Here is a 14,066-nt window from a genome sequence, read left to right as displayed (position 1 = left end):
TTCATGATCCTGAAGAGTTTGTTGGGTCATAGCCCACAAACTCGCCAGGATCATGAGAGGAGGGGAGTCTCGGTCGGTGTGGGCTCCAACGCTTTGGGTAGCCAACACCGCGCTGACCGGCAGTTTTATCCGAGGCAGGGTGATGTCGACCTCTGGCGTTGATCGGATGCGTTGATCCTGTGCGCCGATCGTGGCCGGTGGCGGTCGGCCAGGCGGTGACAGCGGCGGGCTGCGGGTGGGGATATGCCGCGCGACGCAGCGCTTGATGCCAGGGGACCGGGTGATGACAAACGACCACGTCCTGACCGTGGGGGTACTCGGCTCGTACGGCGGGATGAATCTCGGCGACGAGGCGATCCTGACGGGCCTGCTCTCCGATCTACGCCGCCGCCGACCAGACGCCCGGGTCCTGGTCTTCTCGCGTGACCCCGAGCACACCCGCCGGGCGTTCCCCGACGTCGATACGACCGGCTGGGAGGGGATGGACCGTGAAAGTAGAGGCCAGGCCGTGCGCCGGGTCGACCTGCTGGTCCTCGGCGGCGGCGGGATCCTCTACGACACGGAGGCCCGCCGTTACCTTCGGTTCGTCGCCGAGGCGCAGGAGTGCGGAGTGCCGGTGTTCGCGTACGCGTTGGGCGCCGGCCCGCTGACCGAGGAGCTCGACCGTGGGATGGCCCGTTCCATCCTGCACCGCTGCGTGGAGATCACCGTGCGCGACGAGGGCTCCAAGCTGGCGCTGGAGGACGCCGGGGTGCGGTGCCCGGTGGCGGTGACCGCCGATCCGGCGCTGCTGCTGAAGCCGGAGGAGTTCAACGGTGACGCGCTGGAGGGGGAGTGGCTACCCGACGGGCGGCGGTGGGTCGGCATGAGCGTGCGCGAACCGGGGCGCGCGGCGCACACCCTCGACGTCGACGCGTACCACCAGCTCCTGGCCCACGTCGGCGACTTCCTGGTCCACCGGCTCGGCGCCCACGTGCTGTTCGTTCCGATGGAGCGCCAGGACATCGGCCATGCCCACGGCGTGCTGTCGTACATGACCGCCGCGGACCGGTGCCGGGTGCTGCACGGCACCTACCGGCCCAGCGAGATCCTGGGCCTGATGCGCCACATCGACCTGGCCGTGGGTATGCGACTGCACTTCCTGATCTTCGCCGCGATGGCCGGGGTACCGATGCTGCCGCTGCCGTACGCCGGGAAGGTCTTCGACTTCGCCCAGCAGGTCGGCGCCCCGACGCTGCGTGGAGTGGTGCGCGAGGCAGCCGGCCCACTGCTGGCCGAGGTGGACCGGCTCTGGGACGAGCGACCGACGCGCGCCCAGGAGGTCGCGGTGAAGCTCGCGACGCTGCGCAAGCGGGCCACCGAGACCGGTGAGCGGCTGGGCGTCCAGTTGAACCGGATCGTGCCGGCTCCGGTCGTATGACCAGTCCGCAGTTGTGAAGATCACATCCGCCGGGCACGATCACAGGATGTCCTCCACGTACGACGTGATCGTGGTCGGCGGCGGTCACAACGGCCTCGTCGCCGCGGCGTACCTCGCCAAGGCGGGTCGCCGGGTGCTGGTCTGCGAGCGCCGGCACACGGTCGGCGGTGCCGCCGTCTCGGAGCACCCGTTCGGCCCCGACTTCACCGTGACCTCGCTGTCGTACGTGGTCAGCCTGCTGCCCCAGGACATGGTCCGCGACCTGAGGCTCGCCGAGCACGGCTACCACGTGTACCCGCAGGGGCCCTACTTCGCGCCCCGGCGCGACGGCCGTTACCTGTCGCTGCGGAACGACCCCGCGGAGCGGTACAAGGAGATCGCGAAGTTCTCCAGCAAGGACGCCGAGGCGTACGAGCGCTGGAACGCCTGGCTGGGTCACCTCGGCGGGCTGGTCGGACCGCTGCTGGAGTCGATACCGCCGAAGCTCGGCTCCAAGCGCCCGCGCGACCTGCTGGGGCAGGCGGCGCTGGCGGCCGGGCTGCGCAAGGTCGACGTACGCGCGGCCTTCGACCTGACCAGACTGTTCACCGCGAGCATCGCCGACCTGGCGGAGGAGCGGTTCTCCTCCGACGCGATGCGCGGGGTGCTCAGCGTGTCCGGGGTGATCGGCACCTGGGCGGGTCCGCGCAGCGCCGGCACGGCGTACGTGATGCTGCACCACCACGTCGGCGACACGGCCTGGGGCTTCCCCCGTGGCGGCATGGGCGGCGTGACGCGGGCGATCGCCGGCGCGGCCAGGACGTTCGGCGCCGAGATCCGGATCGAGGCGCCGGTCGCCCGCATCGACGTGGCCGACGGCAAGGTCCGCGGGGTCACGCTCGAATCCGGGGAGGAGATCTCCGCCGGCACCGTCATCACCACCGCCCACCCGAAGATCTCGTTCCTGCGGCTCGTCGAGCGGTCGCACCTGCCCGACGACTTCGTCGCCGACATCGAGTCGTGGCAGACCCGCTCGGGTACGGTCAAAATCAACTTCGCGGTCGACAAGCTGCCCACGTTCACCGCCCACCCCGACTACGACCCGTCGATCTACGGCGGCACGATCGCGCTGGCCGAGTCGCTCGACGACGTGGAGTACGCCTACCAGGAGGCGGTCGCGGGACGCGCCGCCGAGCTGCCGTTCGCCGACATCTGCATCCCCTCGGTCTTCGACGACTCGCTCGCGCCGCCCGGTCAGCACGTGGTCAGCGCGTTCACCCAGTGGGTGCCGCACACCTGGGCGGCGGATCCGCACCCGGACGAGTTGACGGCGTACGCCGACCGCCTGACCGCGCGGATCGAGACGGTCGCGCCGGGGTTCATCGACTCGATCATCGGTCGCCAGATCATCGGTCCGGACACCATGGAACGCGAGTACGGCCTGGTCGGCGGCAACATCTTCCACGGCGAACTGACCCCGGGACAACTGTTCCACTGCCGGCCGGCCGCCGGGTACGCCGACCTCCGCACCCCCGTACGCGGGCTCTACCAGGCCGGCTCGGCCACGCACGGCGGCGGTGGGGTGACCGGCATTCCCGGGCGCAACGTGGTGCGACAGGTGCTGGCCGACACCCGACGGTCCACCTGACGCGCCACGGGCCGGTATCGAAGTGGGCGGACGACCCTCCGAACGGTAAGCTCACGCATCGTGATTGACCTGCGCCTGCTGCGAGAAGACCCGGACCGGTTGCGCGCCAGCCAGCGCGCCCGCGGTGAGTCGGAGGGCGCCGTCGACGCGCTGCTCGCCGCCGACGAGGCCCGCCGGTCGGCGGTGTCCCGCTTCGAGGCGTTGCGCGCCGAGCAGAAGCAGCTCGGCAAGCAGATGCCGAAGGCGAAGGGCGAGGAGCGGGAAGCGCTGCTGGCCCGTACCAAGCAGCTGTCCCAGCAGGTGAAGGAGGCCGAGTCGGCGGCGAACGCCGCGGACGAGGCCCTTCGCCGCGCGCAGATGGCCGTGTCCAACGTCGTGGAGGAGGGTGCGCCCCCGGGCGGCGAGGACGACTTCGTCGTGCTGCGCGAGGTCGGGCGGAAACCCGAGATCGCCAACCCTCGCGATCACCTGGAGCTCGGTGAGGCGCTGGGCGCGATCGACGTCGAGCGCGGCGCGAAGGTGTCCGGCAGCCGGTTCTACTACCTGACCGGGGTCGGCGCGCTGCTGCAGATGGGGCTGCTCCAGCTCGCGATGCAACAGGCCGTCGAGCACGGGCTGACGCCGGTCGTACCGCCGGTGTTGGTCAAGCCGGAGTCGATGGAGGGCACCGGCTTCCTCGGCGCGCACGCCAGCGAGATCTACCGTCTCGAAGCTGACGACCTGTACCTCGTCGGCACGTCCGAGGTGCCGCTCGCGGCGTACCACAGCGGCGAGATCCTCGACCTGGACGGCCCGATGCGCTACGCCGGCTGGTCGACGTGCTTCCGGCGGGAGGCCGGCTCGTACGGCAAGGACGTGCGCGGAATCCTGCGGGTGCACCAGTTCGACAAGATCGAGATGTTCTCGTACGTGCGGCCCGAGGAGGCCCACGACGAGCACCTTCGGCTGCTGGCCTGGCAGGAGGAGATGCTCGCCAAGGTCGAGGTGCCCTACCGGGTGATCGACGTGGCCGCTGGCGACCTCGGATCGAGTGCGGCGCGCAAGTACGACATCGAGGCGTGGGTGCCGTCGCAGGGGCGGTACCGCGAGGTCACCTCGACGTCGAACTGCACCACGTTCCAGGCCCGGCGGCTCAACATCCGGTACCGCGACGCCGAGGGCCGGACGCAGACCGCGGCGACGCTGAACGGCACCCTCGCGACGACCCGCTGGCTGATCCCGATCCTGGAGAACCACCAGCAGCCGGACGGCTCGGTACGGGTACCCAAGGCCCTTCAGTCCTTCCTCGGCGGCCGGGACGTCATCGAGCCCCGCTAGATCGTCACAACGTCCGCACGGGAGGTCGTGGCCTCGGGACCACCCTGACACCACGACCTCCGATGCGGACGTCGGTCGATCTTCTGTGGCGACCTGTTGGAACGATCTTTGCTTGGAGTACGGGCGACGCCCCGGTAGGCGAGGTACGGTTGCTGCCCGCCCATGCCAGGAGGCGAGCATGACCGAGCAGAAGCCCAGGCCCGGCCTGCCCAAGCTGATCGCGACCGATCTCGATGGCACCCTGGTGCGCAGCGATGACACGGTCGGCCCGTACACCCATGAGGTGCTGGCGCGCGTCAAGGCGGCCGGCATCCCGATCGTCGGCGCCACCGGCCGCGGCCCCCGTTTGATCGAACTGGTCCGCGCCGACATCCCGGCGGCGGACTTCCTGGTGATGGGCGGCGGCAGCCGGGTCGTCGACCTGACCGACCCGGACACGCCGCTGGTGCTGCGCGACGAGCGGCTCGACGGCGAGGCCCTCGCCGACCTGCTCGCGACCCTGGAGCACGAGGTGGGTCCCCTCTCGGTCATGGTCGAGGCCGGTGACGAGTCGGGGGCGCCGCTGTGGGGGGACGTCCACCCGGCATGGCGCTACCCGGAGGTCGTGGAGGCGAGGGTACGCGCGGACGCGCTCACCGGTCGGGTGATCAAGGGGTTCGCCTACCACGACAGCTACGACGCCGACGAGTTGCTGGCGCTCGCCCGCCGGCTGATCGACCCCTCGGTCGCCACGGTCACCCAGGCCGGACTCGGGTACATCGAGATCTGTCCGCCCGGCGTCGACAAGGCCAGCGGTCTGGCCGTGGTGGCGCAGACCCTGGGCGTCGACCCCGACGACGTCCTCGTCTTCGGTGACATGCCCAACGACCTGCCGATGTTCGCCTGGGCCGGCTTCGCGCGCGTCGCCGTCGCCAACGCCCACGTGGACGTCCTCGCCGCGGCCGACCAGGTGACGCTCTCCAACGACGCCGACGGAGTAGCCGTCTACCTGGATGCGATCCTGGCTCCGATGACCGCGACGACCTTGACCCCGACGACCATGACCGCGACGCCGATGACCGCATGCTGAGAGCACGCCTGGTCGCCACGGACCTGGACGGAACGCTGGTACGGAACGACTTCACCATCGGGGCGCGTACCGTTGCCGCGCTGGTGCGGGTCGAGGCCCTCGGTAGCACCGTCGTGCTGGTCACGGGGCGCCCGATCCGGTGGCTGCCCCCGGCGTACGCGCACCTGCCGATCCGGCCGCTGGCCGTGGTCGCCAACGGCGCGGCCGTTTACGACCCGGTCGACGACAAGATCCTGCACACCACGCCGCTGTCGCCGGCCGCGCTGGCGGAGGCAGCCGCCCGGCTGCGGGCGGCCGTGCCCGGCGTACGGCTGGCGGTGGAGACCGACGGCGGCCGGGTGCTCCTGCACGAGCCGGCGTACCAGGTCGGCGGCTGGGAGGTCGACCACGACGGGGTGCACCCGGTGGAACCGGACCAGTTGGTCGCCCAGCCCGCGGTGAAGCTGCTGGTGAACGCCGGCCCGCAGGATCCGGAGGCGTTCAACGGGCTGGTCACCGGCCTGCTGGACGGGGTCGCGGAGGCGACCCACTCGTCGTCCAGCGGCATCGTCGAGGTGTCGGCGGCGGGGGTGACCAAGGCGGCCGGCCTGGCCTGGGTGGCCGACCGCCTCGGGGTGGCGCCGCACGAGGTGGTCGCATTCGGTGACATGCCCAACGACCTGCCCATGTTCGCCTGGGCAGGCCGCGGCGTCGCGGTCGCCAACGCGCACCCGTCGGTGCTCGCCGCCGCGGACGACGTGACCGAGGCGAACGACGCCGACGGGGTCGGTGCGTACCTGGAGAAGCTGCTGCCCTAGAGGTACTGGCCGGTGCCGCTCGGGCCGTCCGGCTGCTGCGGGGCCATCATGCCGGGCACGACGCGCCCGCCCGGCCCGACGGGCAGTGCCGGCCGTCCGCCGCGCATCTGCTCCAACTGCACGCGGGCGGCCATCTGCTGGGCCACCAGCGCGGCCTGGATGCCGTGGAAGAGCCCTTCCAGCCAGCCCACCAGCTGGGCCTGCGCGATCCGCAGCTCGGACTCGCTGGGCGTGCTGCCCTCCGCGAACGGCAGGGTCAGCCGGTCCAGCTCGTCGCGCAGTTCGGGCGACAGACCCTCGGCCAGCTCGATGATCGACCGGCTGTGGATGTCCCGCATCCGCTGCCGGCTCGCCTCGTCCAGTGGGGCTCCGCGTACCTCCTCGAGCAACTGCTTGATCATGCTACCGATCCGCATGACCTTCGCCGGCTGCTCGATCAGCTTGCTGGGGTCCTCACCCTCGTCACCCTGGTCGTTCTCGAGATCCACGGTGCCGACGGGACGACCGTCCGGGCCCACCACCACCACGGTGCGGCGCTCTTCGACGTCCGGCTGGTCCGGCTGCTCCACGTTGTCGGCCATGGGTCCAATCCTTACGCAGGCCTACGGTCGATCCGCAAGCCGGTCCCCCAATGATGACAGTGCCGACCATGAGAATCTTGGGGGATGACGGCCGACCCGCGCGAGGTGCTCACCCGCTGGGCACCGGAACCCGACTTCACGGTGCGCTACGGCACCCAGCCCGACCACGTCGCGGACGTACGGCTGCCCGCCGGCCAGTCCGGCGGTCCGCTGATCATCTTCATCCACGGCGGGTTCTGGAAGGCGGAGTTCGACCGGCGGCACACCGCTCCGCTCGCCGTCGACCTGGCCGGCCGCGGCTACCCCGTCGCCTCGGTGGAGTTCCGTCGGGTGGGCCAGGACGGCGGGGGCTGGCCGGGGACCTTCACCGACGTGGCGGAGGCGGTGGCACGCGTACCCGGCCTCATCGCGGAGGCCCTCACCGGCCGTGGCGTCGCCGTTCCCGACCTGACCCGTCCGGTCCTCGCCGGCCATTCGGCCGGTGGCCACCTCGCGCTGTGGGCCGCGAAGCGGGCCGGGACACCCGTACGCGGTGTGCTCGCGCTCGCGCCCGTGGCCGACCTCGGCCTGGCCCACCGGCTGGGGCTGGGCGGCGGCGCGGTGGCGGCGCTGCTGGGCGGCGGTCCGGAGGAGGTGCCGGAGCGGTACGCGGAGGCCGACCCGGTGCGGCTGCTGCCCTCGGGGGTGCCGGCCGTGGTCGTGCACGGTACCGAGGACGACCGGGTGCCGATCGAGGTGGGCCAGGAGTACGTCGCTGCTGCCCGGGCGGCCGGCGACGACGTGAGCCTCGTCGAACTGCCGGGCACCGAGCACTTCGCGGTCATCGATCCCCGGTCGGCGGTGTGGCCGCAGATACTCGCGGCACTCGACACGATCGCGCGATGAGCACGACGCGGTCGCGAGACGACCGCCATGTGGCAGCGGATTGACGCTCACCGAGAAAGCGGGTAGAACGCGCATCGGGGTCGGGTACTGGCTGGGCCCTGCCGTCCTTGTGGAGGATCACTTGTCCGAGCTCACCCGCCGGCAGGCGCTCAGACTTCTCGCCGCGCTCGGCGTCGGAGGGGCCGCGGCGCCCATCCTGTCAGCCTGCGGCATCGGCAGCGGGGACCGGCAGTCGGCCACGACCCTGGATCCCGTGAGGATCGGGCTGGTCGTGCCGCAGTCCGGCATGTACAAGACGATCGGCGACGAGTTGAGCCGGGGCTTCGACCTGTACCTGAGCCTCAACAACAAGAGCCTGGGCGGCCGGCCGGCCAACCTGATCACCGTCGACGAGGGCGAGACCGCCGAGTCCGGCAAGGCCGCCGTCGAGCGTCTGATCAAGCAGGAGAAGGTACTGGCGCTGTCCGGTGTGGCCAGTTCGGCCACCATGGCCGCGGTTCGCGACCTTGTCGAGGCTTCACAGACCCCGCTGATCGGCTCCAACGCCTCACCGACCACCCTTCAGGGCGTCCGGTACATCTGGCGCACCTCGTTCGTCAACGACGAGCCGGGCAAGGCCCTCGGCCGGTACGTGGCGAGCAAGATCGGTAACGGCTCGGTCGCGCTGATCGCGCCCGACTACCAGGCGGGGCACGACGAGATCGAAGGGTTCCTGTCGACGTACGGCGACAAGGTCGAGGGCGCGCCCATCTACACGCCGTTCACCCCGACCCCGACCATGAACTTCCAGCCCTACCTTGCCAGCATCAGGAACTCCCGTGCCAAGGCCGTGCTCTGCTTCTTCGCGGGCGCACAGGCGGTCGAGTTCGTCAAGCAGTACCGGCAGTTGAACCTGCCCCAGGACCTGTACGCGCCGGGCTTCCTCACCGAGGGCGCCGTGCTGCGGGACCAGGGCTCCGCCGCGGAGAAGATCTACACCTCGATGAACTACTCGTCCGACCTGGACAACGACGCCAACCGGCGGTTCGCCTCGGCGTACCAGAAGGCGCACAACGCCGCCCCCACCTCGTACGCGATGGCCTCCTACGACGCCGCCTCGGTACTGGACAAGGCGATCGCCGCGGTGGACGGGGACACCCTCACACCGCAGGCCGTCAACCTGGCCCTCGGCAAGATCGGGTCGATCGACAGCCCGCGCGGTCCGTGGCAGTTCAACCAGAACCGCACCCCGCTGCAGATGTGGTACCTACGGCAGGTGCGCCGGGACGGCGGCGTGCTGTCCAACGTCGTCCTGACGCCGCTGACCACGCTGGGGTAGCCCGCCGCTAGCGTGGGTCGGGTGGATTTCGTCGCGGTGTCGAAGCGACTGTCGTACGTGCTGCGCCACCGACCGGACAGCGTCGCGCTCACCCTCGACCCCAACGGCTGGGTGGCGGTCGACGACCTGCTCGCCGCCCTCGCCGCGCACGGCCGGCCGGTCAGCCGTGCCGAACTCGACGCGGTCGTGGCCGGAAACGACAAGCGGCGCTTCGCGGTGCAGGCCGGGCCGGACGGGCGGGACCGGATCCGCGCCAGCCAGGGCCACTCGATCCCGGTCGACCTGGGGCTGGACGCGGTCACCCCGCCGCCGGTCCTGTTCCACGGCACCTCGGCCGCGACCGTACCGGCGATCCGGGCCGAGGGGCTGCGCAAGGGGCGTCGCCACCACGTACACCTCTCGAGCGACCGGGCCACCGCCCATCGTGTCGGCGCCCGCAGGCGGGGCGGCCGGTCACAGGTGAGCATCCTCGAGATCGACGCGGCGACGATGGCCGCCGACGGGTACCCGTTCTACCGCAGCGCGAACGGCGTGTGGCTCACCGACCACGTACCGCCGGAGTACCTGCGCTGATCTGCCGCAGGCCGTTCGCCAGCGCGTCATAGGTCTGGTGGCTCAGCGCTCGCAGCGCCCCCGGGCTGGTCTCGCCGGCCTCCAGTTCACACAGCGTCGCCCGGACCGACAGCGTGGCCACCCCGGCGAGCAGCTGTGGCCGGAGCGAGTTGGCCGGTTCGCCGGTGCGGTCGGCAACGAAGTCCGCGATGGTCTCGTGCAACTCGTGAAAGATCATCTGGTACGCGGGGAGCAGCTCCGGTAGCTGCCGTACCAGCCGCAGCCGGGCCACGATCGGGGCGTACTGGTCTTCGTCGATGTCCACGGCGTCCAGCGCGGCGCGTACGGCGTCGACCGGCGGCTCGCCCGCCGGCCGCTCGGCCAGGGCGGCCCGCAGCCGGCCGGCGATCGTGTGGGCCACGTCCCCGAAGAGCACGTGTCGCTTGGACGAGAAGTACCGGAAGAAGGTGCGTACCGCGACGTCGGCGGCGTCGGCGATGTCCTCGACCGTGGTGCGCTCGTACCCGCGCTCCGCGAAGAGCCGCAGCGCGGCCGCCTCGAGCGCGGCGCGCGTCTGGAGCTTCCTGCGCTCGCGCCGACCGCACAGCGGACGGCCGGCGCCGCCGGGGACGGTCACCATCCCGTCATGGTGTCACGCGGCAGTGATCCGCGTTGGCGCGTACGAGGGCCCCGGCGCGACGGCGCGGGATACCGTCGAGGGATGGGTGTCCCGCACGGCGGGCTGCACCGGAACGCCGCATGCAGCCTGGCGATCCTCGCTGTCATCGCGACGATCTCCCTCGGGCTGCCCGCGCTCGACCGGGCGTTCCCGGGCGAGCGGGCGGTGGCGTCCGGGGTGGTGTACGCGGTCACCGACGGGGTGACCGTCGTACCGCCGGCCGGTGCCCGGCTCGACGTCAGCCAGACCCGTCCCGGCCGGGACTCCGGGTACGCGATGTTCCTCGTCGGCCGGGTGCGATTCGCCATCCTGGTCACCCCGGACCGGATCACCACCGCCGCCGCCGCCGACCGGCTCCGTACCAGGCTGCGTGACGGCCTCGGGGCGAGCACCACCGGCGCGGAGAGTCCGACCCCCTCCGGAGCCCTCACCGGCCGGTTCCACGCCGGCGCGGACGGCGGCTGGTACGCGGTACGCGTCCTCGGGTCGACCACGGTCGTCGACGCCACCGCCAGCGGACCGCCGGACGAGTTGGCCCGCTGGCTGCCGGCGATCGAGGCGGCCGCCGCCAGCATCGCGAGGGCGGCGTGACGGCCGAATCGCCCGGACCGCCCGCATCACCGGGGCCGCCCGGGTCACCTCGGCCGACCGGCGTGGCCCCGGATTCGCCACGACCGGCCGTCGCGGCTCCGGTGCGGCCGACGCCGCTCGTCGGTGACCTCTTCGGATCGCTACGGATGCCGGTCTTCTGGCTGCTCACGGGGCTACTGCTGGTCTGCGCGGTCGCGCTCGGCACGATGGTCGCCCTGCCGTTCGGGCGCTACCCGGTCGCCATGACGACCGCGTTCGTCGTGTTCGGGATGTACGCCGTACCGTTCGTGCTCTTCATCGTGAACCTCGACCATCTCGAACGCGAGCCGCCGATCCTCCTCGCGACCGCGTTCACCTGGGGCGCGGTGGTGGTCACGGCCACCGCGGTACCCGGCAACGTGGCCGCCGACAATCTGATCGCGAAGCTGGTGTCGCCGCGGTTCGCGGCGATGTGGGGGCCGGCGCTCGCCGGGCCGACCGTCGAGGAGACGCTCAAGTTCCTGGGCGTACTGGTGATCGCGCTGCTGGCCGCCGCCCAGGTCAACAGCGTCGTGGACGGGATGGTGTACGGGGCGATGGTCGGCCTGGGCTACCAGGTGATGGAGAACGTCTCGTACGCGGCGATGGCGGTCCAGGCGGCCGGTACCGGTGACCGGGTCGAGCCGGTGTTCACCACGCTCATCGCGCGGGGCATCCTCGCCGGGCCCTGGAGCCACACCGTGTTCACGGCCCTCGCGGGGGCCGGCGTCGGGTACGCGGTGGTACGCGTCGACCGGTCCCGGGCCGCCCGTGCCGGTGTCGCGGGACTGTGCCTCGGCGGGGCCTGGCTGTGCCACTTCCTGTGGAACTCCCCCCTGCTGGCCGGCGGGTTCGGCCTGGGTACGCCGGGTCAGGTCGCCGTGCTGCTGATCAAGGGCGGCCCGGTACTCGGGCTGGCGCTCGCCCTGGCGCACCTGGCCCGGGTACGCGAGGGCGACTACTACGCGAACGTGCTGGCGGCCCTCGCCGACCGGCGGATCGTCACCCCCACCGAGCTGGGCGCGCTGTCCTCGCTCGGCGGGCGGGCGAGGCTGCGCCGGGCCGCGTACGCCCGGGCGGGTGGGGCCGGCGACCGGGCGGCCCGGCGGCTCCAGGACGCGCAGTCACGGCTGGCCGTGGAGTTGAGCCGGGGGACGACCGCCGACGGTGGGCTGACCGCGGAGGCGGCCGCCCACGCCCGCGAAGTGCTGCGCGCCCGCCACAGCCTGGCCGCCCTCGGGCTCGGGCCGGCGTCCAGCCGCCGGCCCTTCGCCGGTAGCACCGTCATGTGGCTGATCGGTGCGTGGGTGACCGTCTTCGGCGCGCTCGGTCTGGCGCTGATGCTGCGCGCGTTGACGTAGGACTCAGGTCCGCGGTGGCATCCCGCCGTCGCCGTCGATCACCTCGTCGGGCTGGCCGTCCTGGGTACGGTCCACGATCGTGATGTCGACCTTCCCGTCGCCGTCGGTGTCGAACTGGAACACGTCCGGCTTGCCGTCGCCGTCGGTGTCGACGACCCACAGGTCCGGCCTGCCGTCGTTGTTGGCGTCCTTCACCACCAGGTCGTTCCGCTCGTCGCCCCTGGTCTCCACGCTGTCGCTCATCCGAACTCCTCTCGGGGGGTCCACCGGTCGACACTTACCCATCACGATGATCGTCACAACGTCGCGCCTCAGTATGGTCCCGAGGCCACGGTCGTGACGCCCCTAGGACCCGGGGACCAGCTGCTCGTCGCGCAGCGCCTTGACGAAGAGGGCGGACTCCTCGAACCCGATGATCACCACCGCGTCCGCCCCGAACTCCTTGACGGCCTTGGCCAGCGGCCCGAACTGGCCGGTCTGGTCGGCGACGTCGTACTTGTCCTTGACCTTGTACGACAGCACCTTGATGTTGCTCGCCTTGATCCCCGCGCCGGTCAGGTCGGCCTGGATGCCGTTGCGCAGGCCGGTGCCGTACTCGTCGTCGCGGGCGACGACGACCACCTTGGAGACGCCGTCCCGCATCACGACGTCGGCCAGGGCCTTGGCCTGCAGCTTGTCCGAGGGCGCGGTACGGAAGAACAGGCCCTTGTCGTCGAGCTGGGACAGCCCCTCCGAGGTCGCCGTAGGCGAGAAGACGATACGCCCGGCCGCCACCGCCTTGGGAACTACCGCGGCGGCGGCGGTGGAGGCGGCCGGGCCGATCAACACCTGTACGCCGGCGGCGATGAACCTGTCGGCCGTTATCACGGCGGTCTGCGCGCTGGTGCCGTCGTCGCCGTCGACCCACTCCACCGGCTGGCCCAGCACCCCGCCGGCCTCGTTGATCTCCTGTACCGCGAGCTTCCCGCCGGCGAAGATCGGCGGACCGGCACTGGCGAGTGCGCCGGTGTGCGGCAGCAGGCCGCCGAACTTCAGCGGCGGCGCCTTCGGGGCGCGGCCGCTGCCGGGCGGCGTGGACGGCGCGGGCGCGGCAGCGTTCCTGCTCGCGGTCGACTCGTCACCGGCACCGACGAACTCGGTCTTGGCGTCGTCGATGTGGTTGTCCCGGCCGAAGTTGAGCGTGCCGTAGGTGGCGGTGGACGGCTCGCCGGCGTCCGTGAAGCCGCTGCGCTTGAGTGAGGACACCCCTCGGTACTGGACGTTCTGGTTCTGCCGTACGAGGGCGGCGCACTGCTGGAAGCTGGCGCATTCGGTGCCGCCCACGGTCACGCCCACGATGTTCTTCGCCATCGTGGAGGCGTCCGTGGAGCGCGCGACCTCGGCCGCCAGCGCCGAGACGATGACCGCGTCGTACGCCTCACCGGCGTAGTTGAAGTCGGGCACGCTCGGGTCGACGCCCCGGATCCGCCGCTTGAACTCCTCGGTGAGCGGCGAGAGCGGCGCGGTCCCTTTCATGCCGGCCAGCACGCCCTGCTGGTCCTTGAGGACGTCGCCGAACGAACTGCTCATGTTGCCGTCCGAGCCGTACAGGCGGACCTGACCGTCGCCCCTGTCCCCGCTCGCTCCGCGTTCGGGCTGCTTCGAGGTGCCGCAACTCGCCGCGAGCAGCACCGCGGCCACCGCGGCAACAGTCGATACGGGGCGGGTGACACGCCGCATGAGCTACTCCCCTCCGGGTACCTGCCGAGCGCACCTTAGCGCCCTTTCCGTCGATCATGGAGGCTTCGTGTGATTCATGTCGCTGGCTGTTCGCTGAACGTGCCGCCCTGATCTGCCGGTAGCGTCCCGACC

At 71.5% G+C, this 14,066-nt stretch carries 14 protein-coding genes; 10 read left to right on the top strand and 4 right to left on the bottom strand.

The window, feature by feature from the left end; all coding sequences use genetic code 11:
• Positions 1 to 283: 283 nt before the first annotated feature.
• The 5 genes from Pme01_RS22355 (at position 284) to Pme01_RS22335 (ending at position 6,230) form a co-directional block, all read left to right on the top strand.
• Entirely contained in the window at positions 284 to 1,420 is a 1,137-nt protein-coding gene (locus Pme01_RS22355; protein WP_168113776.1) for a polysaccharide pyruvyl transferase family protein, read from the top strand.
• 46 nt (positions 1,421 to 1,466) lie between these two features.
• Positions 1,467 to 3,047, top strand: coding sequence for a phytoene desaturase family protein (locus Pme01_RS22350; RefSeq protein WP_168113777.1), 1,581 nt, complete (start codon positions 1,467 to 1,469; stop codon positions 3,045 to 3,047).
• A gap of 60 nt (positions 3,048 to 3,107) precedes the next feature.
• A complete protein-coding gene (gene serS, locus Pme01_RS22345; protein WP_168113778.1) occupies positions 3,108 to 4,364 on the top strand; it encodes a serine--tRNA ligase in 1,257 nt (418 codons plus the stop codon).
• Between the two features lie 178 nt (positions 4,365 to 4,542).
• The gene (locus Pme01_RS22340; RefSeq protein ID WP_168113779.1) at positions 4,543 to 5,433 is read left to right on the top strand and encodes an HAD family hydrolase; all 891 of its coding nucleotides are present in this window, start codon (positions 4,543 to 4,545) and stop codon (positions 5,431 to 5,433) included.
• Positions 5,427 to 6,230, top strand: coding sequence for an HAD family hydrolase (locus Pme01_RS22335; RefSeq protein ID WP_168113780.1), 804 nt, complete (start codon positions 5,427 to 5,429; stop codon positions 6,228 to 6,230). The genes Pme01_RS22340 and Pme01_RS22335 overlap by 7 nt, the downstream gene beginning before the upstream one ends.
• Here Pme01_RS22335 and Pme01_RS22330 read toward each other — a convergent pair.
• Entirely contained in the window at positions 6,227 to 6,811 is a 585-nt protein-coding gene (locus Pme01_RS22330; protein WP_168113781.1) for a bacterial proteasome activator family protein, read from the bottom strand. The genes Pme01_RS22335 and Pme01_RS22330 overlap by 4 nt on opposite strands.
• Before the next feature lie 84 nt (positions 6,812 to 6,895).
• Between Pme01_RS22330 and Pme01_RS22325 the strand changes: the two genes are divergently transcribed.
• The 3 genes from Pme01_RS22325 to Pme01_RS22315 all read left to right on the top strand — a co-directional run bounded on the left by Pme01_RS22325 (position 6,896) and on the right by Pme01_RS22315 (position 9,587).
• Positions 6,896 to 7,696, top strand: a complete 801-nt coding sequence (locus Pme01_RS22325) for an alpha/beta hydrolase family protein (RefSeq protein WP_168113782.1) — start codon at positions 6,896 to 6,898, stop codon at positions 7,694 to 7,696.
• 121 nt (positions 7,697 to 7,817) lie between these two features.
• Positions 7,818 to 9,014, top strand: coding sequence for an ABC transporter substrate-binding protein (locus Pme01_RS22320; protein ID WP_168113783.1), 1,197 nt, complete (start codon positions 7,818 to 7,820; stop codon positions 9,012 to 9,014).
• 21 nt (positions 9,015 to 9,035) lie between these two features.
• Positions 9,036 to 9,587 carry an RNA 2'-phosphotransferase gene (locus tag Pme01_RS22315; RefSeq protein WP_373315507.1) on the top strand — a complete coding sequence of 184 codons (552 nt, stop codon included), beginning with the start codon at positions 9,036 to 9,038 and terminating at the stop codon, positions 9,585 to 9,587.
• Here Pme01_RS22315 and Pme01_RS22310 read toward each other — a convergent pair.
• The gene (locus tag Pme01_RS22310) at positions 9,553 to 10,206 is read right to left on the bottom strand and encodes a TetR family transcriptional regulator (RefSeq protein ID WP_168113785.1); all 654 of its coding nucleotides are present in this window, start codon (positions 10,204 to 10,206) and stop codon (positions 9,553 to 9,555) included. The two genes, Pme01_RS22315 and Pme01_RS22310, sit on opposite strands and share 35 nt — an antisense overlap.
• Positions 10,207 to 10,287: 81 nt before the next feature.
• Here Pme01_RS22310 and Pme01_RS22305 point away from each other — a divergent pair, with 81 nt between their 5' ends.
• Together Pme01_RS22305 and Pme01_RS22300 are read left to right on the top strand one after the other, a co-directional pair.
• Entirely contained in the window at positions 10,288 to 10,836 is a 549-nt protein-coding gene (locus tag Pme01_RS22305) for a hypothetical protein (protein WP_168113786.1), read from the top strand.
• Positions 10,837 to 10,982: 146 nt separating this feature from the next.
• Positions 10,983 to 12,215, top strand: a complete 1,233-nt coding sequence (locus Pme01_RS22300; RefSeq protein ID WP_168113787.1) for a PrsW family intramembrane metalloprotease — start codon at positions 10,983 to 10,985, stop codon at positions 12,213 to 12,215.
• A 3-nt stretch (positions 12,216 to 12,218) separates the two neighbouring features.
• On the opposite strand, the gene Pme01_RS22295 is transcribed toward Pme01_RS22300, so the two are convergent.
• Together Pme01_RS22295 and Pme01_RS22290 are read right to left on the bottom strand one after the other, a co-directional pair.
• On the bottom strand, positions 12,219 to 12,458 hold the full coding sequence (locus Pme01_RS22295; protein WP_168113788.1) for a hypothetical protein: 240 nt from the start codon (positions 12,456 to 12,458) through the stop codon (positions 12,219 to 12,221).
• A gap of 102 nt (positions 12,459 to 12,560) precedes the next feature.
• Positions 12,561 to 13,934, bottom strand: a complete 1,374-nt coding sequence (locus tag Pme01_RS22290; protein ID WP_168113789.1) for an ABC transporter substrate-binding protein — start codon at positions 13,932 to 13,934, stop codon at positions 12,561 to 12,563.
• Positions 13,935 to 14,066 lie beyond the last annotated feature (132 nt).

The organism is Planosporangium mesophilum (genome assembly GCF_016863255.1).
Classification (GTDB): Bacteria; Actinomycetota; Actinomycetes; order Mycobacteriales; family Micromonosporaceae; genus Planosporangium; species Planosporangium mesophilum.
Note: the sequence above shows the minus strand (reverse complement) of the source record. Positions and strands in the feature narration are given on the sequence as shown.